Below are 21363 nucleotides of genomic sequence, written 5' to 3'. Positions count from 1 at the left end.
GCGACGATGGAAAAGGCGCGTGCGGCAGTGTTCACGGGACCGGGAGAGCCCCTCCGCCTGGAGAGTTTTCCATTGCCCCGGCCCGAATCTTCTCAACTGCTGGTCCGGGTAAGCTGCAGTTCAATCTGCGGCAGTGACCTCCACACCTATCAGGGTCGCCGCCAGACCCCCACACCCACCATCCTGGGTCACGAAATCCTGGGTAGAGTTATCGAAGCAGGCCCGGGGCCGCCGGTGCGAACTCTGGACGGCAGGGCGGTGACAGTGGGCGATCGCATCTCCTGGTCGATTGCGGCCAGTTGCGGACAATGTTTCTTCTGCCGGCATACCCTTCCGCAGAAGTGCGAACGGCTTTTCAAGTATGGACACGAGAGCCTTCGGCCCGAACATCTCTTCAACGGGGGACTGGCGGAGGTGTGCCATCTGATTGCCGGTACCCCGGTGGTTTCGGTTCCGGAGGGTCTGCCCGACGAGGTGGCTTGTCCGGCCAATTGCGCCACGGCCACGGTCATGGCTGCCATGCGGGCCGGCGGAGGCTGTCGGGGCGAGATCGTGCTCATCCAGGGTGCCGGCATGCTGGGTCTGACCGCCTGCGCTCTGGCCCGGTCCCGAGGCGCCAGTCGGATTATTGTCTGTGACGTCGACAAAGCCAGACTGAAGCAGGCCGAACGCTTTGGCGCCAGCCACTGCGTAGCTGTCGGAGAGGGGCCCGAAGTGCTGGCCCGAACGGTAAAGGAGATCAGCCGGGGACGCGGAGTGGACCTGGCATTGGAACTGTCGGGGGCTGCCAGCGCCATGGCGGCGGCCGTGCCTCTTCTGAGGACCGGCGGGCGCTATGTGCTGGTCGGGGCCGTGTTTCCCAGCAGTCCTCTTTCCCTGGATCCGGAGCGGGTGGTGCGCGGATGGCTGCAGATCCGGGGCGTTCACAATTACGCCCCGGAAGATCTGTCGGCCGCGGTGGCCTTCCTCGAGCAGCACCACACCCGGTTTCCCTTTTCCGAGCTTCTCACCCGGACATACCCGCTTTGCGAGGTCAGCCAGGCTTTTCGGTACGCCGTGGACAGTCGGGCCCATCGCGTCGGCATTCGGCCCTGAAAGGGTGCTACACGGTCTTGGGAGGAATATAGCCTGGGGGGAGAGATGCCCCCGGCCCAAAGAAATAGTCTTCGGTGTGCCTCTCGACCATCTCGTTGGCCTCCTGGGTTCCCAGGGTGAGGCGGTACTCGTTGATGACCATCTTGAGATGCTCGCGGTACATGGCCCAGGCTTCCTGGGAAACGTTCTGGTAGATCCGTTCTCCCAGTTCTCCGCTGAAGGGTGGGTGGTCCAGGCCGGGTAGTTCGCGCTTCAGCTTCACACACTGCACCAATCGTTCTGCCATGGGATCGTCTCCTCTCAGTTGGCAGCGGGCTGAATAACCGCGGCCGCCGGGGCATTATAGCACCCCGGGCAAGGTGTGATTTTGGGAGGGAGCGGCTGGCCATCTTGCAGGAATGAAGTCGCCGAACGCCTTCCACAAGGGTCGCCGGCCGCCGGTCGAACCGGCGGAGCCGTTTACCCGGGCGGGTTGATCCAGGTTCGACCAGGCCCTCTTACGAACCTTGGCGATTGGGCCCCCACCGGTTCGACCGGCGGGACACTTGACAGGGCCATTTGGTCCGAATAGCTTGAGGGCATCCCCAATCGGAGGTCACGAAGTGGACGCCGGGACTCAGGAGGAACTAGGCAGGCTCCTGCGGGGAGAGGTGTCGGCCGGCGTGCCTTTGCGGGATCGCACCACCTATCGCATCGGCGGGGAAGCCCGGCTGCTGGCCTGTCCCGCCGACCTGGAGGACCTGCGCCGTCTGAACGCCTACCTGGTGGAAAGGGACCTGCCCAGTTTTGTCCTGGGCGGCGGCGCCAACCTGCTGGTCAGCGATCGGGGCTTTTCGGGGGTGGCCGTGCATCTCGGCCGTTTCAACCGGCTCTCCTTTCAGCAGGGAAGTGTAAGTGCCGGCGCCGGTCTGGTCTTGGACGAGTTCATCAAGACGTGCCTGAGAAGGGGTTTGGCGGGTCTGGAGTGTCTTTCGGGAATTCCGGGGTCTCTGGGCGGCGCCCTGAGAATGAACGCGGGGGCCTTCGGTGCCGAAATTTCCGACCACTTGGTCGAGGTTGAGTGCGTGGATGGACAGGGCCGGTTCAAGGTGCTGAAAAAGGATGAAGTGAAATTTTCCTACCGCGAAGCTCTTCGTATTCGGGAAACCTACATTACCGGCGCCACCTTCCGCTTTCCCCCGGGTTGCAAGGAATCGCTCTTTCTCATTCGCGAGGATATCCTGGCTCGGAGGAGACAGCGCCAGCCCTGGCAGTATGCCACTGCCGGCAGCGTGTTCAAGCGACCTCCGGGGCACTATGCCGGAAAGCTCATCGAGGATGCGGGTCTCAAGGGAAAAGTGCTCGGTCGGGCGCAGATCTCGCCCAAGCATGCTGGAATCGTGATCAACCTGGGAGGCGCCAGGGCTTCCGACGTGCTGGGACTGATTCGGCTGGCCCGGGAGGAGGTGCTGGGACGATTCCGGATCGAACTGGAACTGGAGCAGGAATTAATTGGATTCGAGGGGGCGGAGCTGGATTAGAGTGGAGAGTGGAGCGCGGAGAGTGGAGAGAGAAGAGCGGTTAACGGGGGATTTCGGGAACAGGCAAGCGCCAGATGGCTTGGTTGCACTTATTGAACGAATGCGCCGAGACAGACAAGATGCTTAACGTGGGGATCAGATAACTATCCACTCTTCACTCTCCACTATTCACTTTTCACCTAGCCGCTCCGCCGTTTCATGGGAGGGGTCCCTGAAACAGGAGTGCCTCAGGTAAGAGTTAGCTCACAAGGGCTGCCGGCCGGCGAAGCCGGAATTGAGATCGTGCCACCAGGCAACTTCCTTTTCGTCGAGTTTCCAGCAGAGGTAAACCACACGGCCATCGCGTTTGTGGGGAAAATCGCAGAGGCCTGCATCGAAGTCCTTGACCAGAACCCCCAGTACCTCGATATTGTGGACGCTCTCCTGGAAGCTCTCCAGGATCTGGATATAAGCGGGACCCTGAGGGGTGCCCCAGTCGCGCACATGGCCTTCCCGAGCCCCTTCCACAGCAGCCTTCATGGCAACCAATCGCCGTTTATCGGTTTGTACCCGACTCAACAATTGTCTGAGCCGAGGAAGCAGGGCGTTGGCCTCGGCAACTGAGAAGAGTTTTTCCATTCCCGGTCTCGACCGCCTTCGGATTTCAAGAATCAACCAGCCTGCCAGAGGTAACACACCCCTTCGGCCTCTGTCAATGCCGGCCGGAATCGATTCAGGTCCATTCCGCTCCGCGTTCCCTGCCTCAGGGGCAATCCTTGTGGTTGTCAGGTGGTGCACGGTCGTCCCAACCTTCCTGTTGCTGGGCGTCCACAGGGGACACCCCAACCCTCCGCATCATTTACATTTGGAGTGGCTTGCCCTAAGATAGGCGGCCACGTCCGTCCCCGGTAGCGTTGGAAGGCCCCGTTGCCGGATGCACCCTTCTCCGTGCCCACAGGAGTTCCTGTCGATGAGATCTGCCTGTCCCGTCCAGATCAGCGGTGTCGGCTGTCATGTGCCCGAGCGGCTCCTCACCAACCAGGATCTAGAAAAGATGGTGGACACCTCGGACGAGTGGATTCTCCAAAGGACCGGCATTGCCACCCGCCACATTCTTGACCCCGGCAAGGCCACTTCCGACATGGCCGTGGAGGCAATCAAGGACCTTTGCCGTTCCACGGGGATGGAGCCCCAGGAGATCGAAGTGTTGATCGTCGCCACCGTGACTCCGGACATGTACTTTCCGGCTACTGCCTGCCTGGTGCAGGACAAGCTCGGGATTTCACGGACCTGGGGGTTCGATCTCTCGGCGGCTTGCTGTGGTTTCGTCTATGCGGTCTCTGCCGGGGTGGCCTTTGTCGCTTCCGGAATGCACCGCCGGGTGGTGGTGGTCGGCGCCGATTCCATGTCCCGCATCATTGACTACCAGGATCGCAACACCTGTGTGCTCTTCGGCGATGGAGCCGGCGCGGTCCTGCTGGAGCCGGCGGTCCAGGAGGAGAATTCCTTCATCGATGCCCACCATGAGATCGACGGATCGGGCGGACCCAGTCTGTGCATGCCGGCCGGAGGGAGCTTGATGCCCCCCAGTTGCGAGACCGTTAAGCAGCGCTTGCACTTCGTCAAGCAGGAGGGCCAGCCGGTCTTCAAGTTCGCCACTCGAAAGATGGAGGAAGCCAGCAGGATCGTGCTGGAACGAAACCATCTTTCGCCCGACGATCTCCGACTTCTCATTCCGCATCAAGCCAACGCCCGGATTATTCGGGGAACGGCGGAGCGGCTCGGATTGCGTGAGGATCAGGTGATTCTGAACCTCCACAAGTACGGAAACACCACCGCGGCCACCATTCCCCTGGCTATCAGGGACGCCCTTTCCGACAACCGGCTGGTCAAGGGGGATGTGGTCCTGCTGGCCTCGGTGGGTGCGGGATTCACGGTCGGCACGGCGCTGCTTCGCTGGTCTTACTGAAGGTCGGTAACCGACCTGGCTACGGTTGACGCACGATTCCGATCTCATTATGATTACCGGACGATTTCGAGCAGAATCGCCGGCGCCCATTGCCCGGCTCTTGAAAGGGACCGTCTGCGCATCACCCTGGTTGCCTATCCCAAGGAGGAGATCCGTATGGTTTACGAATGGAAGTTCAATCCGAGGCCTTATTCCGATGAGGAAGCCAAAGATCTGTTGAAGGATGTGGTCTCAGCCGAAACGAGCGACTGGCACTACAACACCCATCACAAGGGCTATGTCACTTTCCTGAACAACATCGAGAAGGAGTTGGAGACGGCGGACCGGGCCAAGGCAAACGGCAACTACAGCCAGGTTGGAGAGTTGAAGCGCCGTTTTACCTGGAACCACGCGGGAGCCCTGCTCCATGATGTGTACTGGGAAGTCATGGGTGGCGACGGCGACGCCTCCAAGGCTCCCGAACTCTCCAAGGCGCTGACCGCCGAGTTCGGTTCGGTAGACAACTGGAAGGCCGATTTCAAAGCGGCGGCCTTTGCCGCAAAGCTCAGCGGTTGGGGATTGCTGGTCTACGATGCCCTCTATTCGCAGCGGCTGATCAACGTCCTGGTCGACGAGCATCAATACGGGGCCATCTGGGGAGGAATCCCCTTGATTTCCTGTGACGTGTTCGAGCACGCCTACTACCACAAGGACGGACCCGGTCGTGTCAAGTACATCGACAATTTCATCGCCAACCTCAATTGGGAAAGGATCGAGAGCCGATACAAGAAGCATGTGGCGGGGTAGTCGTTGAATCCTTCCGGGGGGGTGTGTCCGAAAAGCCTGTCAAGACCTGCTCCCCCAATCCTCACCCTGGTCCCACCTCGTTCCTGTATCCCTCGCCGCTATCAGCGATCTCAATGCAAGGGTTCTGATTGGGGAATCCGGTAAGCCCTCGCCGTAGGGGATGTTCCTGATCCGATTGCGCTGGTAATGCACCGCGCATTTGCTATAATCCCCATCCAAATTTTCAATCTGTCGGAGTTTGATTAATGGAAGACAAAGATCAAGTGGATGCCGGTAGCGAAGTCGTGGACGAGGAAGAAGAGGAAGATTTCGCCACGCTGCTTGCCAAATACGAACAATCCCGCCCGCCGCTGAAACCGGGACAGGTGGTCGAAGGCAAGATCGTAGGGATCTACGACAACGAACTACTGGTGGACGCGGGCGGCCGGTCCGAAGCCACCCTGATGAAGGATGAGATCAAGGGACCCGATGGGAAATTGCTGTTCGGAATGGGCGATTCCATATCCGTCATGCTGGAGGGTTCGGCCGATTCCGACATCCAGCTCAGGGTTTCCTACAGAAAGGCGCTGAGGGCCAAGCAACTGGCGGCCTTGCAGGAATCCATCGACAGCGGCAAGAACCTGGAAGGCAGGGTTGTGGAGGTCGTCAAGGGTGGATTGTTGGCGGACGTGGGGATGCGCGGCTTTATTCCGGCATCCCAGGTCGACGAGTCCTATGTCGAGGATCTCAAGCCCTACCTGGGACAGACGCTGACCCTCAAGGTCATGCAGCATGACCTGCCCAACGGCAAGCTGATCCTGTCGCGGCGGGCACTGCTCAACGAAGCCAGGGCCAAGAAGCGGAAGGAGACCCTGGCTACCCTGGCCGTCGGCCAGCGTCTGCCGGGCATCATTCGAAGAATCCTGGATTACGGAGCCTTCGTGGACATCGGCGGCGTCGAAGGGCTGCTTCATATCTCCGAGATGTCCTGGAGGCGAATCAAGCATCCTTCCCAACTCTTCAAGGTCGGAGACCACATCGAAGTAGCGGTTCTCAAATACGATCAGGAGAGGTGCCGGATCTCGCTGGGCTTCCGCAAACCCGAGGACGACCCCTGGCGCGATGCTGCTGCACTCTTCCCGGAAGGCACCATCATTACCGGAACCGTGAAGAAACTGGAGCACTTTGGCGCATTCGTCGAGCTCGAAACGGGGATCCAGGGGTTGCTGCCGATCTCCGAGATTTCCTGGACCCGCCGGTTGTCCCACGCCGACCAGGTTCTGAAGGTCAACGACGTCATCGACGCCGTGGTGACCAAGCTGGACCCTTCAAATCGGAAGATGTCCATGAGCCTGAAGCAGGTAACCGAGCATCCCTGGGAGGCTTTTGCCCGCAGCACTGACGTGGATGCTGTTCTCCAGGGCATTGTGACCCGTACGGCCGACTTCGGATTGTTTGTGGAAGTGGCCGAGGGAGTTGAAGGCCTGGTGCACGTTTCCGAGCTTCCCGAAACACCCGGGCGGGCCTCCGTGTCCAACTACCAGCCCGGGGAAGAAATCGTGGTGAAGATGCTGGGCATGGACCTCGACAACCGCCGGATTTCACTCAGCGCCAAAGCAGTCAGCGACGAGGAAGCCAGGACTGACATTCAGGAATACCTGGAGAACGCCTCGGATTCCCAGGCGACCGGACAGGCGCTCGGCGAAAGCTTTCCCGAGGAACTCCAGCAGGAATCGCGAAAGGCCGAGTAGCCCCTTGGCCGGGCGCTCGGTCGCCGGATTGTCCTCACTCGAATCCCACACTATTCCCCTGAATCACCCGGGCTGCCGTCGACGCAGCCTATCGTACCAATATCCGGCCGCTCCCTTGCCGACATGAGCCGGGGACCCACCGGTCGCATGCCCGATCGGCGGATCCACACGCATTGCAATGGTTGAGCTCCGGATCCTGGAGAGGAGTTCCCCAGTGAGATCGATCTTTGACGGGCACCTGGATCTGGCCCTGTTCGCCTTGGCCCACAACCGGGACATGACCGAGCCCGCGGCGGTCAGCAACCGGCGCGAGCGGGGAATGAACGATGCGTTGGAACGGGGCCGGGGCGCCGTCAGCCTGCCGGATATGAGACGGGGAAGGATAGCGGTTTGCCAGTCATCCCTGGCGGCCCGCGTAAATCGCAAGACCCAGCCGGTCAGCCGCCTCGATCTGGACTTCGGCACCCAGGCCATGGCCTACGCCAACGCCCAGGGCCAGTTGGCCTACTACCGGGTGCTGGAAGAGACGGGACAGGCCGCACTGATACGCACTGAGAAGGATCTGGACCGGCAGTGGGAGCGATGGGAGCGGGACCCGAATGCCGACCTTCCGGTGGGGATCATTGTCTCCATGGAATGTGCCGATCCCATCCTGGGACCGGATCAGTTGGAGGCGTGGTGGGAGGAGGGCCTGCGCAGCGTCTCGCTTACACACTTCGGCTACGGCCAGTACGCGGCGGGCACCGGCGTCGAGGGGCCCCTCACCCCGCGAGGCCGGCAACTACTGTCCCGACTGGCCGAAGTCGGAATGACCCTGGACGTTTCCCACCTGGCGGAGGAGAGTTTCTACAACGCCCTGGACCATTTCCCCGGACCGGTGATCGCCAGCCACAACAATTGCCGGGCTCTGGTGCCCGGGGACCGGCAGCTTTCCGATCGGCAGATCCGCCTGCTGTTGGACCGTTCTGCGGTGATCGGCTCGGTTCTGGACGCCTGGATGCTGGTTCCCGGTTGGGTTCACGGCAAGTCTTCGCCGGAGAATGTCACCCTGGCGGCTGTTGCCGACCACATCGACCATGTCTGCCAGTTGGCGGGAAACAGTCTCCACTCCGCCATCGGAAGCGACGTGGGAGGACTCAACCACATGCCTTCCGATTTTCACACCATCGCCGATCTGCAAAAGCTGGAGCCCATTCTGCTGGAACGTGGATATTCCGAAGCCGACCTGGACAACATCTTCCACGCCAACTGGCTCCGGCACTTTCGCCGTTGGCTGCCGGATTCGTGAATGCCTCCAGGCAACACACACCAATGGAATCGATCTTCCCTGGCCCTGTGCAATCCATTCATGGTCTGCACGATAAACCGTAAACATGGTTTACATCGTGCCAGGGAATTGGGCAAGGAGCCGTGTGCTGGCCTCAATTATCACTTCCCCTTTGAGGGGGAGTCGGAGAAGCCGAGCCGAATGGCGAAGGCTGATCCGGTGAGGGGTCCATTGGGTGAAGGCTGGCGGTCAAGTCGAGGCGGCTCGCTCGAAACCGATGTGGGTTCGGCCCGACCGGAACACCCTTGCGCCGGCCAACCTTGAGCGGTGCAGCAGATCTTCAAGTTCGGTTCGGGTGTAGGCGGCGCGTAGGGAATCCCGGTAGAGCTGCCTCATCACCCCTGAATAGTGGCGCCCGAACCAACCGGCATGGAGGAGGAATTCGAGGCGGGACGGTCTTCTCAGATCTCGCAGCAGGATGGCGCACCCGGGTTTGGCCACCCGGGAGATTTCATTGAATAGCGCCAGGGGGTCGGGCAGGTGGTGAAGCAGGGAATTGCAGAGGACCAGGTCGAAGCTCCCCTCGGAAAAGGGCAATGACTTGGCGTCGCCCAGCCGGAAGTCGAGCCGGTCGGCCACTCTGGCTTCCACGGCGGCATTGCGTGCCTTCTGCAGCATGGGTTCGGAAAGGTCCACGCCGGTGAGGCGCAGCCCGGGGCTTCTCGCGGCCAGCATAATGGGGATGAGCCCCGGTCCCGTGCCGATATCCAGGGCACTGCCCGCGGCAACCCCCAGCCTCATTGCGTGGTCGACGAAGGTCCGGTCAATCCGTTCCAGATAGGCTTGAGCGGCCGAAGCCGTGTAAGCCTCGACTCCATCCCGGTCGTCCATGACTTCCGGCTCAGGGATTCTCTCCAGGTGGAACCAGGACTGAAATGGCATGTCGTTCGCTGCCAGCGGCCGCGGGAATGTGTCGCTCAGTAGCCGAGCGCCCTCAGATCTTCCTCGGAAAGCCCGAAATAGTGGCCGATTTCGTGTTTCAGGGTCTTCTCGATCTGCCGCCGCAGGTCGGCTTCGCCGTAGCTGACCGCTTCGATGTTTTTCTGGTAGAGATAGACCTGCTGGGGAAAAGAGGCGCCGGCAAAGATGGATTGGCGGGTCTTCGGAACGCCGCGAAACAGTCCCAGAAGACGTCCGGGGAATTGCCGCTGCAAATCTGGCTCGGGGTAGTCCTGGACGATGACTGCAAGATTGTCCAGACGGGACTTGAAAAATTGGGGCAAGCTCGCGAGGACCTCATCCACGAGTTGCGAGAACCGGACAGCGTCCATGAATTTGCCTCGATCCGGTGGACGGATCTCCTCACTGGCGCGGAGGGGCGTCACTTGCCGGAATTCTCGTTTTCCCGCAGGAGCTGATCGAGGCGTTTCTTCAATCGCTCCAGCTCCGAACGCATCTGGGGAAGACGGGGAAGGAGAGCCAGAATACGCTTGAACTCCCTCAGGGGACGGGCGGGCGTTCCCCAATAGACCTGGTTGCCCGGCAGAATCTTCCCGGGCAGAACCCCCGCCTGTCCGCCGATGACGGCGCCCTTTTTGACCCGAATGTGCTCACCGAACCCGGCTTGGCCGGCGATGACCACCTGGTCTTCGATGACGGCGCTGCCGGATATGCCCGTCTGAGAGGCAATGATCACCGCCGAACCGATCTGGGTGTTATGGGCGATCTGGACCAGGTTGTCGATCTTGCTTCCCCGGCCGATGCGGGTCATGCCCAGCGAGCCGCGATCCACGGTGGTATTGGCTCCGATTTCCACGTCGTCCTCGATCACAATCCCACCAGCTTGCGGAAACTTGATATGGGAGGCTCCGTCGAACACGTAGCCGAATCCGTCGGACCCCAACACCACACCGGCGTGCAGTGTCACCCGGCAACCCAGCTCCGTGCCGGGATAGAGAACCACCCGGGGATGGATTATGGTGTCGCTGCCGATTCGGCAACGTTCTCCCACCACCACGCCCGCGTGCAGTATGCACCGGTCGCCCACCCGGGCCCCGGCCCCCACCACCACGTGAGGTCCCAGGTCCACCTGCTGTCCAACGACGGCCTCGGGGGATACTACTGCGGAGGGATCCCGCAATCCCCGTCCGGCCGGGCGGGGATGAAGCAGGCGGGCCGCATTGGAAAAGTCCAGCTTGGGGCGTTCGGAAACGATAGTGTTCCAGTCCGACCTCCGGATGTCCGCGGTGGTGATGATGCAGCCGGCCGTCAGTTGATCGGGCAGGCCGGCAGCCCTGGACGAGCCCTCGCAGTAGATCAGTGAGGTCCGGTCGGCTTCATCCCAGTTGGAGATCCGCTGGATTTGCAGGGAGCCGTCCCCGTGGAAGGGACATTGGAGATAACGGGCGATTTCGGCAATGGAGGCACCCATGGCCTATCTATCTAGCAACTTTCCAGGTGCCTGTCCATGGAAATGTCGTGTCAGGGTTGGAAGGATTGGACCGTCAGGGAACCGTGGAAGGTGCTGCCGGCATGTGGACGCCGGCTGCTATCGAAGGGAACCTCTTCTCCCGGCCCCAATCCTCTCGGCTCACTGCGTGAGTATCTTGTAAGCCAGGGCCAGCATGGGAATGAACAGCAAGCTGATGAGCGGCCAGATCACCTTGTTCAGGGTGTTCACCTCCGCCCGGAGCCCGTTGATTTGAGCCTTCATCTCCGCCCGGAGCCCGTTGATTTGAGCTTGCAGCCCGTTGATCTGAGCTTGCATTTCAGACCGAAGTTCGGTGATCGGAGCTTGCAACTCAGACCGAAGTTCGGTGATCTGAGCTTGCACGTCGGACCGAAGTTCGGTGAGTTGAGCTCCGATGGCAGTCGTGACATTCTGCCCGCTCAAATGACGTATCTCCTCGATGGCGGGATGAATCAGCTTGGGGTCCGCGCCGCTGTCGATCAGGGCCCGATGAATTGCGCTGGTTTCAGGTTTGTACGAGGCTGGCATCCACTTTCTCCCTTTCCGGATGGGGTGATTCGGCTCACCCAACCCGTGGAAACGATTCAATCCAAAGAGGGAGAAAGGTGCGGCCACGCCGGTGACAGCCAGAGTCGATAAACACCAGTCACGGCCAGCAGAAGACACTATACCACATCAGGTTTGCTTCTGCCGCCAAAGAACCTTGCCGGGCTGGCCGGTTTTGCTGACTTCGTTTCCGTGGGAACCGGAACAGCCAGGCGCCCCTACGTTGGGGACAGCGCGACACGGCCCTGAATCGATCCCGGCCGACAGGTTTGTGGTTGAAGGCCTTGACAGCCGGGAAACGATGGAAGATCCTGCTGGTATGTCGAAGCCGGCCGCGGCCGAAGCGGTCCATCTCCCTCCTGCCGAAATCCATCGCCTGCAGACCGGGCTGCTCGCTTGGTATCAGCAGCACCGGCGCCAACTTCCCTGGCGTGAATCACGCGACTTCTACCCCGTCTGGGTCTCTGAAGTGATGCTCCAGCAGACCCAGGTTCAAACCGTCGTGCCCTATTTCTTGCGGTTCATGAAGGCTTTCCCCACACTCGAGGATCTGGCCGGCGCCGACCCCCAGGATCTGCTGCGAAACTGGGCTGGGCTGGGTTACTACTCCCGCGCCAGGAATCTTCAAAAGGCCGCCCGGATCCTGGTGAGGGAGCATGGAGGGCAGTTTCCCGGGAGCTATCGGGAGGCCTTGGGGCTGCCCGGAATCGGGCGCTACACGGCTGCCGCCATCCTCAGCATTGCTTTCGACCAGCCGCTGGCGGCCCTGGATGGCAACGTGGTTCGGGTGCTGAGCCGACTGTTCTGTCTGAGGGGTGACCCCGCAAAGTCGCCGCTGCAGAAAGTGCTGGCTGCCGCCGGACAGCAATTGCTTTCCGCCTGCAGGCCAGGGGATTTCAACCAGGCCCTGATGGAGTTGGGGGCGACGGTTTGTCTGCCCCGCAACCCACGCTGCCTGCTGTGCCCGTGGTCCTCCCATTGCGAAGCCTTGAAATCGGGCATGCAGGAACGGCTGCCGGAAAAAGGCAGGCGGTCGGAAATGATTTTGAGCCGTCAGGCCGCGGCGGTGATCCGGCATCGGGGTCGATTCCTGATACGCAGGCGATGCGGCTCGCGGTTGCTCCAGGATCTATGGGAGTTCCCCGGGGGAGAATTCGGTCGATCCGACTTCGCCGGCTCCCTGGTGAGACAGATACAGGGTGAACTCGACTTGAAGGTTCGGTTGGGTCCCGCATTGACCACCATCAAGCACGCCGTCACCAATCGGAGAATTACTCTGACGGTGTTTGAGGCCCGGCTGAACCCTCCGCTGCCACCGACTCTTTCGATCCCGGGCGCACGCTGGATCTGGCTTAGCCAGGCCGGTCGCTATCCTCTGACCGCCGCCGCTTCCCGGGTCATTCAGGCCCTGACGGCGGAGAAATCGCGCCGCCGCGCCCGGCCCAATGGCGGGGGGAGTCAGGTGGGGCTGCAGGCCCCATTAAAATCTTGACAAGCGCCGGGGACGGGGGCAAGACTAGGGTGCGTTGACGCAACTATCTCAGGAAGGAGCAGGCGAAACGATGAGTGAAAACGTAGTGGAATTTACCGATGCCAATTTTGACGCGGAGGCCCTGCAGGCCGATCAGCCCGTGCTGGTGGATTTCTGGGCTCCCTGGTGTGGCCCCTGCCGGATGGTGGGTCCCATCATTGAGGAGCTGGCTGGCGCCTACGCCGGGAAAGTGAAGGTGGGAAAGGTCAATACCGACCATAACCCGGTGGTCGCCTCCAAGTACGGCATTCGCAGCATCCCCACGATCCTGCTTCTCAAGGATGGGCAGGTGGTTGGCAACTTGCTTGGCGCCATGCCCAAGTCGGAATTTGAAAAGATGATCGATCCGCACCTGCAATAGGCTCGGGTGCGGACGGTCAGCAATCGCCAGGCCTCCGGCTGCAGGTCTGGCGTTCGGTCTCAGAATCCCGGAAGCCGGCAATCACTTCTTTGGATTCCTATCCCCCACACCTTCCGCAAAAGGGTACTTCCCGGGAACGTCTGCCGGCGCTACCCAACCGGCAAAAGGATCCCAGCCAGTTCTGTCCTCAGTGCGGTTTGGAGTTGCAGCCCGACCACTGCAAGCTGCGGTGCCCCAAGTGCGGCTACTACATGTCCTGCTCAGACTACTACTAACCTGGCACCTGGCCGTCATAACTTCTTTCCAGTAAACGTGTTCCGAAGAATTCAACCCAGCCACCTGCTTTTGATTCTCGGGTTCGTCTGGGTCCAGTTCTTTCTGAGTCTGGGCGGTCTGGGGCTGGTGGGTCCGGATGAGCCGCGCTACGCTCAGGTCGCCCGAGAAATGCTGGTCTCGGGCGACTTTGTGACCCCTCGCTACTTCGGAGACCCCTGGCTGGAAAAGCCGGTTCTCTATTACTGGGCGACGTCGGCAACCTATTGGCTCTTCGGAGTCAACGAGTTCGGCGCCCGGCTGCCATCGGCGCTGGCTGCCGTGCTGGGCGTGTTTTGCGTTTACCTGGTGGGCAGGCAGCGGGAGGGCTCCCTGGAGGGCCTGTTCTCCTGTCTCATCCTGGCCGCTTCGATTCTCTATTTCTCCCTGGCTCGGGCAGCCTCCACGGACATGGTGTTCTCGGCAGCCATGGCGGTAGCCTGGACTGCCTTGTTCTTCCTGTTGTTTGGCGGAAAGGGGCTCTGGCGGGAACCGTCCGCTTCCGGTTCGCAGCGGGGGTTGCTGCTGGTCTTCTACGCGTTCCTGGGACTGGCGACTCTGGCCAAGGGACCGGCCGGCCTGGTTCTGCCCCTGGTCAGCCTGGCTGTTTTTCTGGGGGTCACCGGTCGAATGGAGCTGGCGGCCAGGTTCAGGCCGGTTACCGGAGTCCTGGTCCTGCTGGCGGTGGTCCTGCCCTGGTACGGATTGTGCACCCTGGCCAATGGCTGGGGATTCGTGGAGGAATTCCTGATCCGTCACAATTTGGAACGTTTCTTTACCGACCGCTATGAGCACCCCCAGCCGTTCTGGTTCTTTCCGGCGGTTGCCCTGATCGGGGTTTTCCCCTGGAGTCTGCAACTGATTCCGTCGGCCCGGGGCCTTTTTCGACGCGGGGACCGCTGGCGCTCGCTTGCCGCGGCCCAGGATCTCTTCCTGTGGCTGTGGCTGCTCACACCCCTGGTGGTCTTTTCCCTCTCCCGATCCAAGTTGCCGGGGTACCTGTTGCCGGCGGCTCCCGCCATCGCCCTGCTCATCGGCCACCAGGTCCGGCTCTGGCTGAAGCCCGACCCGGGAGACGCCCGCCCCCCCTGGTTCAAGGACTTCTTTTTCTATCAGCCCCTGTGCCTGGTTGTGACGGGCCTGGCATTGCCCTTCTACGCCACCCGGCTGAACCTGCCGGTGGAGTCGCTGGCGAGCGCCGCCTCCGGGCTGCTGGCGGGCACGGGCTTGCTTGCCCTGCTGTTCTACTGGCGCCGCCAGCGAACGGCCTCGGTGTCCTGTTACCTGGCGGCGGTTGCCCTGGCTGTGATTCTGGTCACAGGGGGAGTCTTCCCTCAGGTGGATGCCGCCGAGTCCTCCCGCCAACTGGCGACCTACCTTCAGGAAGAGGAGGGATTCCGGGATCAACCCCTGTTCGTCTACGGGATCTCGCGCAATGTGGCCTACGGGCTGGGCTTCTACCTGAACAGCCCGGCCCGGATCGTCTATTCCGAAGGCGACGTGCACTATCCGAGGGGAGGGGAAGCTTTCTTTGTGAGCTCGCCCGACTTTGAGTCCAAGGGATTCTTCGCCCGAAACCAGGTAGAAGGGCGCAGGGAATACCAATCCCGCAGCATTCTCAGGATCCGGCATAAGGCGGAGTGAGGGCTACAGGAATGACGGTGGAGCAAGTGGTCGAAGCCGAGCTTTTCACACTCGGAAAGTACCTTGAGATCACCCAATATGACGGGCAACCGGAGGGATTTGTCGCTCTTCCGTTGGAAAATTATTGGGCGTGGCAGCCAGTACAACTGCGGATCATAGGGGAAGTAAGCGGTTGTCCCACAATAAGAGCAAAGGCTGAAGTCTGCTTCAAACCGGAAAGTTTGGTAGCATCAGGTCGAATCGACTGAAGAGTGCGAAATGGCTGAGGAAATCATTTTTTCCGTTCGGGAATCTCCGGAAGGCGGTTACGAAGCCAGAGCACTGTCTGCCCCTATTTTCACTGAGGCCGACACTCTGGAAGAGCTACGCTCCGCTGTACGCGATGCGACCGAGTGCCACTTTGAGAAGGGCGAATGTCCCAAGCTCATCGTGCTCCATTTCGTGCGTGATGAAGTTATTGCCGTATGAAGTTGTCCAGGGACCTGAGCGGCGACTACCTTGCCCGCAAGCTCAGTCGGTTCGGTTATAAGCAGACTCGCCAGACGGGAAGCCACCAGCGGTTGACGCGAACTACAGCTAAGGGTACTCATCACATTACGATTCCACGACACAAGAACCTCCGCATTGGAACACCCAATGCCATCCTGACGGAAATTGCCAGCCATCTCGAAATCAGCAAAGCAGAATTGCTGGATCAGATAAAGTAACCCCCTTTCCCTGCGCGACACCGCTGTTCACCGTTTCACTTTTGCACTTGACTGAAGCAGCCCCCACTGTACCAGGTCCGCGGGATGGTTGAGGTTCGTGAAGATCCTGCGATCCAATCCCGAATCCCGCAAATCGGCCTCGGCAAGGTAGTGGGTCCTCAAACCGGGGAACAGGTCGGAAAGCTTGAATCTCTGTCTCCCGTAGTTGGCTTTGACCGTCGGAAGACTGGAGCGATTGTAGACGGCGCACAGGGGTTCCAGGCTGCCGTCGTCCAGGCGCATCAGGACGGCGTCGGCCAGGGGAGCCCGTTCCAGCAGCAGCTTCAGGAAGGTTTCTTCCATCAAGGGCATGTCACAGGCCAGAAAGAGGTTGACGGCCGTTCCCGAACGCTCCAGGCCGGTGTAGATGGCGCTGAGAGGTCCGCGCGAGGGCACCAGGTCGGGGAAAACGGGTAAGCCCAGAAAGCCGTATTTCTCTGCAGGACCGAGGATCACGACTCGCTTGGTCAATGCCTTCAGGAGACTCACTGCGGACTGGATCAGAGGCCGTCCTCCAAATTCAAGCAAAGCCTTGTCCCGGCCCATTCGGGTGCTTTGGCCACCTGCCAGGACATACCCCGTGAAGGGAATCGGGGTTGCGACGGTTTCGGATTGGCCCGACTGCTGTCCCATTGCCTCCCGCCTTTGCTTGAATTAGCTTGGCTTTAGTTACCACAACCGTGAGGAAGTTTCACCCCGAATGATCGGGGTCACAGGTGAACTCGGGCCGGTTCGGTTGCCGGAACCTGTTGTAGGGGAACGCCCTGAGGACCGGTCTCGCCGTCCGGTTGCGGCCGCCCGCTCGATAGGGTTCTGCTATAATTCCGCGCCTGGGGTGGGGTCGGAGACATCCCCTTCGGCCTCACGGTTTCAATTGTGCTCCGAAACGAAAGACGCAACGGTTCCATGAAATCTTTCCGTTTCCAACGGTTCGAGCGTGCCGTCCGATCCGGATGGACTTGGAGGCGCTGCGTAGCGGGCGTGGCCCTGCCGCTCCTGCTCACCCTCGCCCTGCATGCGGGGCCTGAGGGCCAAGACCGCAACTTCATGCCCCTGGATGAGGTCAAGCCGGGCATGAAGGGTATCGGGAAAACCGTCTTTCGGGGGACCGAGGTTGAAGAATTCGAGGCGGAAGTTCTGGGAGTTCTCAAGAACATCAGCCCCCGCCAGCACGCCATTCTGGCCCGCCTTTCCGGGGGCCCCCTGGAAAAGACCGGAGTGATGGGCGGCATGAGCGGGAGCCCGGTCTACGTCGACGGCCGGCTGATCGGGGCCGTGTCCTTCTCCTTCCCCTTCTCCAAGGAAGCAGTGGCAGGCGTCACTCCCATCGAGCAGCTGGTCGACACCTTCGAGCAGTCGGATGAGCCGGTTCGGGGCGACCCCATTGTGATCGAGGTCTCCTCGATCGCTCCTCACCGTACGCTTGGGATACGAGGCCCCGGGATCCTGTCTGCTCCCCATTCCGGGACCGCTCCCGTTTTTGCCGTCTCGGAAGCGCTGGCGGGCGCATCTCCCTTGAAGCCTCTGGCCGGCCACTTGTTTCGCTATATCGACACGCCCCTGGTTCTGTCGGGAGTGGCGGCCGAAGCGGCCGCTGTTCTGGGAGGCGCTCTGGCGCCCTACGGGATGAGGGTGTTGCAGGGTGGGGGGGCGGTTTCAGGAGAGGTCGGCGGGGAGTTGGCTGACGGGTCCGATGTTGTCCCGGGTTCGTCGATCGCCGTCCAGTTGATGAGAGGAGATATGGGATTCGGAGCCAGCGCCTCCGGGACGGTGACTCACCGCGAGGGGGACAAGATCTATGCCTTCGGGCATCCCTGGTTTTCATTGGGTCCCGTCGATCTTCCGGTCTCCAAGGCCCAGGTGGTTTCGCTCCTTCCCAACCTGAACAGCTCCTTCAAGATCGCGGTGCCAACCGATCTGGTCGGGTCGATCACCCAGGACCGGTCCCAGGGTCTGTTTGGGACCATCGGCCAGACTCCCAAGCTGATTCCGCTGGTCATCAACCTCACCTCGAGCCGAAACTCCTCCCGTACCTTCCGGTTCGAGCTGGTCAACGACCGTCTCCTGACGCCTTTTCTGACCAACTTCACCGTTTTCAGCACCATTGTTTCCCAGGAACGGGCGCTGGGAGAATCAACGCTGAAGGTTCAGGGCAGAATCCGTCTCAAGGACCGTCCCGATGTGCGGGTTGAAAATCTCTTTTCCGGAGACACCAACTCCCAGCTGTTTGCCTCCATGGCGGTGGGACGGCCACTCGGCTATATCCTGGGAAGTGGCTTTGAGGGAGTCGACATCGAGGAGATTTCCGTCGACATCACCTCCAGCGATGAAAAGAGGACCGGGCGCCTGGAGCGGGTCTGGCCCAACCGGGAATCGGTCAAACCCGGAGAAACCGCCATGCTGTCGGCGGTGTTTCGCAAGCCCAACGGCGAAGAACATGAGGAGAAATTTCCAATTCCGGTACCCGAGGATATTTCGGAGGGAATGCTGCTGGTCACGGTTGCCGACGGCTCAACCATGACCACGGCCGAAAACCAGATGGTGGGCAGGAGGTTCGTCCCCCGTGACCTGGACCACCTGATCCGGGCCATCAACAATCTGCGCAAGAACGATCGGGTCTACGTCCGATTACAGCGGCCGGAACCCGCGGTCCTGCTGCATGGTGAAGAATTTTCCAGCCTTCCGCCCTCGTTTCGACAGGTGTTGGTCTCGGCCAGAAGCGCCAGCAGCAGCCTGACGGTGATGGGTGCCTCGAACCTGTATGAATACGAGTTGCCGTCCATGCCCTTCGTGGTCCAGGGCCGTCGCACCCTGACGCTCAAGGTGGTCCATTGAGGACACGTTCTCTCCGGTCCGCGCCTGATGCCAATCGGTGGGGGCCCGTCAGATTCGAAATGGAGTCTGAATGAAAACGATATTGCGGACAGTCTGCCTTGGCCTTCTGCCGCTGCTCTGCTTGCCGGCCCTGGCCGTCGATCCCCGGTTCTGGACGACCTCTTCCTTCGGCGACTTTTCCAAGGGCACTCTGCGAGGACTCTCGCTGCGCCAGGACGGAACGCTGGCGCTGGCCCGCCAATTCGACTCGGTGCTGGATTCGGATCAAGCCCTCATCTGGTCGGCTGTCTATGACGGCAGCCGCCATCTCTACGTGGCAACCGGGCACGACGGGAAGGTCTTCAGGATTGACGAATCGGGCAAGTCTTCGCTCTTTTTCGACTCCGCCGAGCTGGACGTTCTGGCGCTGGCGCTGGACGCCCGGCAAAACGTCTACGCGGCCACCTCTCCCAATGGCAAGGTCTACAAGATATCGTCCGAAGGGGAAGCCTCGGTCTTTTTCGATCCGGACGACCGTTTTATCTGGGACCTGGCTTTCGGCCGGGACGGCGCCCTCTACGTGGCCACCGGAAGCAAGGGAAGGGTGTTCAAGGTCAGCCCGGAGGGAGAAGCCCGGGAACTGTACGACACCGGCCAGACCAACGTGATCTGCCTGGCGGTCGACCCTGAGAATCACCTGCTGGCGGGCAGCGATCCCAGAGGCTATGTCTACCGCATCGCACCCGACGGCAAGGCCTTCGTGCTGTACGACACCGGGATGAACGAGGTGCACGACATTCAGGTCAACGCCGAGGGGGAGGTCTTTCTGATTGCGGTCAACGGCGGTACCGAGACCGGGGCGACGGCTGTGGCGGTGCCGGCCAAGTCCGTCACGGCCGCGCCGACCGTCACCGTGGCACTGTCGCTTTCCGATATATCCAAGGGCGAAACCGTCCCCACCTCCACTCCCGCTCCAGTGGTTGCGAGTGCTCCCGCCACCGGCCGGGGCAAGCTGAAGAGTCGATTGCACCGGATCGGGAAGGACCGTTCGGTGGAGACGCTGTGGTCTTCCAACACCGAGACGGCTTACGGGTTGTATCTCGACAAGGGAGGGAACGTCCTTTTCTCCAGTGGGGACAAGGGGAAAATTTACTCCCTGTCCCCCAAGAGAGAGCTGACCCTTTTGATCGAGACCACCGAAGAACAGACCACCCGCCTGATCCCCGCCGGAGACGGCCTGGTGGCCTGCACCAGCAATCTTGCCAAGATCTATCGCCTCAGGAACCGGCTCAATTCTCAGGGCAGTTTCGAGTCGGAGGTACAGGACTCGACGGTGGTTTCGCGGTGGGGTAGTGTGAGTTGGCAGGCCGAGGTTCCCAAGGGCGCCGGTCTGAAGCTCTTCACTCGCAGCGGCAATACCCGGCGACCCGATCGAACCTGGAGCGACTGGTCCAGGCCCTATACGCAAGCTTCCGGGGAGAAGGTTGAGAGCCCCCCGGCCCGCTACATTCAGTACAGGGCGGTGTTGGAGACTGCCAACCAGGCTTCCCCCGAGCTGAGTCGAGTCGTCATTCCCTATCTCCAGCAGAATCTGGCTCCGGAAGTCAAGTCCATCCGGATTCTGCCTCAAGGAGTGGCGTTCCTGAAGAGCGAGGCTCTGTCATCCAATCCACGCCCGGTCTCTCCCTCCGACCGGGAGGCTGCCGACATTTCGGGCGCGGCCAAGGCCATTCCCGAACCCATCGCCGCTTCCATCCGGCCGCGGCGGGCCTTCCAAAGGGGGGCCCGGTCCTTCACCTGGAATGCCTCGGATCCCAACGGCGACAAGTTGGCATACACCATTCATTATCGGGGCGACGGCGAGTCGAACTGGAAGCCGCTGGTGCGGGACCACCCCCGCCGAGACTACACGCTCCAATCGGGAGCGCTTCCCGACGGCTCCTATCGACTCAGGATAGTGGCCAGCGACTCACCCTCCAACCCTGCCCCCATAGCCAGGTCCGGAGAATTGGTCAGCGCGCCCTTCATTATCGACAACTCGCCTCCGGCGGTTGAGATCCTGTCCAGGACGGTACGGGATGGCGTGGCGGTGGTGCGTTTCCGGGTAGAGGACGGTGTTTCCGGTCTTCGCAGGGCCGATGTCTCCACCGATGGCGGCGAGTGGAAATCCGTTTACTCGACCGACGGCATCATCGATTCCAGGACGGAAGAGTTCCGGGTCACCACCCAGGCCTTCGAGAAGGGCGAGCACGTGGTGTCTCTGCGCGTTTACGATGCCGCCGGCAACCTGGGCCTGGGAAAGGCCACCATCAAGGTTCCGTAGGCGTTCTCCCTCCGGGTTGGCGGGTATCGCCCGCATATCTCACCAGGTCGCTGGTGGCATGATGAAAAGCAGTATATCTTCAGTACGTTGATTGGCTCCATGTAAGGGGTTGCGGGTAACAGACGGCGCTGGGCATGCCCTGGCTTGTCCTTTTCCCTTCAGCGCGCACAGGCTCCCTCGACCGTAGAAACCGCTACGCTCTTCGGTCGCGAGCACGCGCTGAAGGGAAAATTCCTGCGCCATGATCATGCCCCCTGGTGAGAAATGCGG

At 61.1% G+C, this 21363-nt stretch carries 21 protein-coding genes; 13 read left to right on the top strand and 8 right to left on the bottom strand.

Features of this window, described 5'->3' with window-relative positions; all coding sequences use genetic code 11:
* Positions 1–6: 6 nt before the first annotated feature.
* On the top strand, positions 7–1095 hold the full coding sequence (locus OXI69_15850; protein ID MDE2667615.1) for a zinc-binding dehydrogenase: 1089 nt from the start codon (positions 7–9) through the stop codon (positions 1093–1095).
* 7 nt (positions 1096–1102) lie between these two features.
* Here the strand turns inward: OXI69_15850 and OXI69_15845 are convergent, their stop codons facing one another.
* The gene (locus OXI69_15845) at positions 1103–1381 is read right to left on the bottom strand and encodes an oxidative damage protection protein (GenBank protein ID MDE2667614.1); all 279 of its coding nucleotides are present in this window, start codon (positions 1379–1381) and stop codon (positions 1103–1105) included.
* 316 nt (positions 1382–1697) lie between these two features.
* On the opposite strand from OXI69_15845, the gene murB reads away from it, so the two are divergent.
* Entirely contained in the window at positions 1698–2615 is a 918-nt protein-coding gene (gene murB / locus OXI69_15840) for a UDP-N-acetylmuramate dehydrogenase (protein ID MDE2667613.1), read from the top strand.
* A 243-nt stretch (positions 2616–2858) separates the two neighbouring features.
* On the opposite strand, the gene OXI69_15835 is transcribed toward murB, so the two are convergent.
* On the bottom strand, positions 2859–3233 hold the full coding sequence (locus OXI69_15835) for a DUF2203 domain-containing protein (GenBank protein MDE2667612.1): 375 nt from the start codon (positions 3231–3233) through the stop codon (positions 2859–2861).
* Positions 3234–3564: 331 nt separating this feature from the next.
* Here OXI69_15835 and OXI69_15830 point away from each other — a divergent pair, with 331 nt between their 5' ends.
* The 4 genes from OXI69_15830 to OXI69_15815 all read left to right on the top strand — a co-directional run bounded on the left by OXI69_15830 (position 3565) and on the right by OXI69_15815 (position 8367).
* Complete coding sequence (locus tag OXI69_15830; GenBank protein ID MDE2667611.1) at positions 3565–4563, top strand: ketoacyl-ACP synthase III; 999 nt, start codon at positions 3565–3567, stop codon at positions 4561–4563.
* A gap of 156 nt (positions 4564–4719) precedes the next feature.
* Positions 4720–5349 carry a superoxide dismutase gene (locus OXI69_15825; protein ID MDE2667610.1) on the top strand — a complete coding sequence of 210 codons (630 nt, stop codon included), beginning with the start codon at positions 4720–4722 and terminating at the stop codon, positions 5347–5349.
* Between the two features lie 245 nt (positions 5350–5594).
* Positions 5595–7079 carry a S1 RNA-binding domain-containing protein gene (locus tag OXI69_15820; protein ID MDE2667609.1) on the top strand — a complete coding sequence of 495 codons (1485 nt, stop codon included), beginning with the start codon at positions 5595–5597 and terminating at the stop codon, positions 7077–7079.
* Positions 7080–7293: 214 nt separating this feature from the next.
* Positions 7294–8367, top strand: coding sequence for a membrane dipeptidase (locus OXI69_15815; protein MDE2667608.1), 1074 nt, complete (start codon positions 7294–7296; stop codon positions 8365–8367).
* Positions 8368–8595: 228 nt separating this feature from the next.
* Here the strand turns inward: OXI69_15815 and OXI69_15810 are convergent, their stop codons facing one another.
* The 4 genes from OXI69_15810 to OXI69_15795 form a co-directional block, all read right to left on the bottom strand.
* Positions 8596–9288: a class I SAM-dependent methyltransferase gene (locus OXI69_15810; GenBank protein MDE2667607.1), complete on the bottom strand. Its 693-nt coding sequence runs from the start codon at positions 9286–9288 to the stop codon at positions 8596–8598.
* Positions 9289–9323: 35 nt separating this feature from the next.
* Positions 9324–9677, bottom strand: coding sequence for a metallopeptidase family protein (locus tag OXI69_15805; GenBank protein MDE2667606.1), 354 nt, complete (start codon positions 9675–9677; stop codon positions 9324–9326).
* Between the two features lie 50 nt (positions 9678–9727).
* Positions 9728–10777: a UDP-3-O-(3-hydroxymyristoyl)glucosamine N-acyltransferase gene (gene lpxD, locus OXI69_15800; protein ID MDE2667605.1), complete on the bottom strand. Its 1050-nt coding sequence runs from the start codon at positions 10775–10777 to the stop codon at positions 9728–9730.
* Between the two features lie 159 nt (positions 10778–10936).
* Positions 10937–11344: a hypothetical protein gene (locus OXI69_15795; protein ID MDE2667604.1), complete on the bottom strand. Its 408-nt coding sequence runs from the start codon at positions 11342–11344 to the stop codon at positions 10937–10939.
* Between the two features lie 337 nt (positions 11345–11681).
* On the opposite strand from OXI69_15795, the gene mutY reads away from it, so the two are divergent.
* The 5 genes from mutY to OXI69_15770 all read left to right on the top strand — a co-directional run bounded on the left by mutY (position 11682) and on the right by OXI69_15770 (position 15917).
* On the top strand, positions 11682–12854 hold the full coding sequence (gene mutY / locus OXI69_15790) for an A/G-specific adenine glycosylase (protein MDE2667603.1): 1173 nt from the start codon (positions 11682–11684) through the stop codon (positions 12852–12854).
* Positions 12855–12924: 70 nt separating this feature from the next.
* Positions 12925–13254 (top strand): thioredoxin, encoded by a 330-nt coding sequence (trxA, locus tag OXI69_15785; GenBank protein ID MDE2667602.1) that lies wholly within the window; start codon positions 12925–12927, stop codon positions 13252–13254.
* A 312-nt stretch (positions 13255–13566) separates the two neighbouring features.
* The gene (locus OXI69_15780; protein MDE2667601.1) at positions 13567–15210 is read left to right on the top strand and encodes a glycosyltransferase family 39 protein; all 1644 of its coding nucleotides are present in this window, start codon (positions 13567–13569) and stop codon (positions 15208–15210) included.
* A 258-nt stretch (positions 15211–15468) separates the two neighbouring features.
* On the top strand, positions 15469–15678 hold the full coding sequence (locus OXI69_15775) for a 2-oxoisovalerate dehydrogenase (GenBank protein ID MDE2667600.1): 210 nt from the start codon (positions 15469–15471) through the stop codon (positions 15676–15678).
* Complete coding sequence (locus OXI69_15770; GenBank protein ID MDE2667599.1) at positions 15675–15917, top strand: type II toxin-antitoxin system HicA family toxin; 243 nt, start codon at positions 15675–15677, stop codon at positions 15915–15917. The genes OXI69_15775 and OXI69_15770 overlap by 4 nt, the downstream gene beginning before the upstream one ends.
* A gap of 27 nt (positions 15918–15944) precedes the next feature.
* On the opposite strand, the gene OXI69_15765 is transcribed toward OXI69_15770, so the two are convergent.
* Entirely contained in the window at positions 15945–16589 is a 645-nt protein-coding gene (locus OXI69_15765) for a molybdenum cofactor guanylyltransferase (protein MDE2667598.1), read from the bottom strand.
* A 273-nt stretch (positions 16590–16862) separates the two neighbouring features.
* Between OXI69_15765 and OXI69_15760 the strand changes: the two genes are divergently transcribed.
* Together OXI69_15760 and OXI69_15755 are read left to right on the top strand one after the other, a co-directional pair.
* Positions 16863–18791, top strand: a complete 1929-nt coding sequence (locus OXI69_15760; protein MDE2667597.1) for a hypothetical protein — start codon at positions 16863–16865, stop codon at positions 18789–18791.
* Positions 18792–18861: 70 nt separating this feature from the next.
* Positions 18862–21093 carry a hypothetical protein gene (locus OXI69_15755; protein MDE2667596.1) on the top strand — a complete coding sequence of 744 codons (2232 nt, stop codon included), beginning with the start codon at positions 18862–18864 and terminating at the stop codon, positions 21091–21093.
* A 39-nt stretch (positions 21094–21132) separates the two neighbouring features.
* On the opposite strand, the gene OXI69_15750 is transcribed toward OXI69_15755, so the two are convergent.
* Positions 21133–21363, bottom strand: a 231-nt coding sequence (locus tag OXI69_15750) for a hypothetical protein (protein MDE2667595.1), incomplete at its 5' end; no start/stop codon positions are given.

The sequence above is a fragment of the Acidobacteriota bacterium genome, from assembly GCA_028875575.1.
In the GTDB taxonomy this organism is placed as follows: domain Bacteria; phylum Acidobacteriota; class Terriglobia; order Versatilivoradales; family Versatilivoraceae; genus Versatilivorator.
The sequence above is the reverse complement of the archived record's forward strand: the minus strand, read 5'-3'. Positions and strand labels throughout refer to the sequence as shown.

What these genes read in the sequence shown, in the direction of transcription:
- OXI69_15770 (MDE2667599.1), top strand. Translation starts at nt 15,675, where the DNA reads ATGAAGTTGTCCAGGGACCTGAGCGGCGACTACCTTGCCCGCAAGCTC.
- OXI69_15820 (MDE2667609.1), top strand. Translation starts at nt 5,595, where the DNA reads ATGGAAGACAAAGATCAAGTGGATGCCGGTAGCGAAGTCGTGGACGAG.
- OXI69_15755 (MDE2667596.1), top strand. Translation starts at nt 18,862, where the DNA reads ATGAAAACGATATTGCGGACAGTCTGCCTTGGCCTTCTGCCGCTGCTC.
- mutY (MDE2667603.1), top strand. Translation starts at nt 11,682, where the DNA reads ATGTCGAAGCCGGCCGCGGCCGAAGCGGTCCATCTCCCTCCTGCCGAA.
- OXI69_15825 (MDE2667610.1), top strand. Translation starts at nt 4,720, where the DNA reads ATGGTTTACGAATGGAAGTTCAATCCGAGGCCTTATTCCGATGAGGAA.
- OXI69_15850 (MDE2667615.1), top strand. Translation starts at nt 7, where the DNA reads ATGGAAAAGGCGCGTGCGGCAGTGTTCACGGGACCGGGAGAGCCCCTC.
- OXI69_15795 (MDE2667604.1), bottom strand. Translation starts at nt 11,344, where the DNA reads ATGCCAGCCTCGTACAAACCTGAAACCAGCGCAATTCATCGGGCCCTG.
- lpxD (MDE2667605.1), bottom strand. Translation starts at nt 10,777, where the DNA reads ATGGGTGCCTCCATTGCCGAAATCGCCCGTTATCTCCAATGTCCCTTC.
- OXI69_15805 (MDE2667606.1), bottom strand. Translation starts at nt 9,677, where the DNA reads ATGGACGCTGTCCGGTTCTCGCAACTCGTGGATGAGGTCCTCGCGAGC.
- OXI69_15810 (MDE2667607.1), bottom strand. Translation starts at nt 9,288, where the DNA reads ATGCCATTTCAGTCCTGGTTCCACCTGGAGAGAATCCCTGAGCCGGAA.
- OXI69_15835 (MDE2667612.1), bottom strand. Translation starts at nt 3,233, where the DNA reads ATGGAAAAACTCTTCTCAGTTGCCGAGGCCAACGCCCTGCTTCCTCGG.
- OXI69_15765 (MDE2667598.1), bottom strand. Translation starts at nt 16,589, where the DNA reads ATGGGACAGCAGTCGGGCCAATCCGAAACCGTCGCAACCCCGATTCCC.
- OXI69_15775 (MDE2667600.1), top strand. Translation starts at nt 15,469, where the DNA reads ATGGCTGAGGAAATCATTTTTTCCGTTCGGGAATCTCCGGAAGGCGGT.
- OXI69_15845 (MDE2667614.1), bottom strand. Translation starts at nt 1,381, where the DNA reads ATGGCAGAACGATTGGTGCAGTGTGTGAAGCTGAAGCGCGAACTACCC.
- trxA (MDE2667602.1), top strand. Translation starts at nt 12,925, where the DNA reads ATGAGTGAAAACGTAGTGGAATTTACCGATGCCAATTTTGACGCGGAG.
- OXI69_15760 (MDE2667597.1), top strand. Translation starts at nt 16,863, where the DNA reads ATGAAATCTTTCCGTTTCCAACGGTTCGAGCGTGCCGTCCGATCCGGA.
- OXI69_15830 (MDE2667611.1), top strand. Translation starts at nt 3,565, where the DNA reads ATGAGATCTGCCTGTCCCGTCCAGATCAGCGGTGTCGGCTGTCATGTG.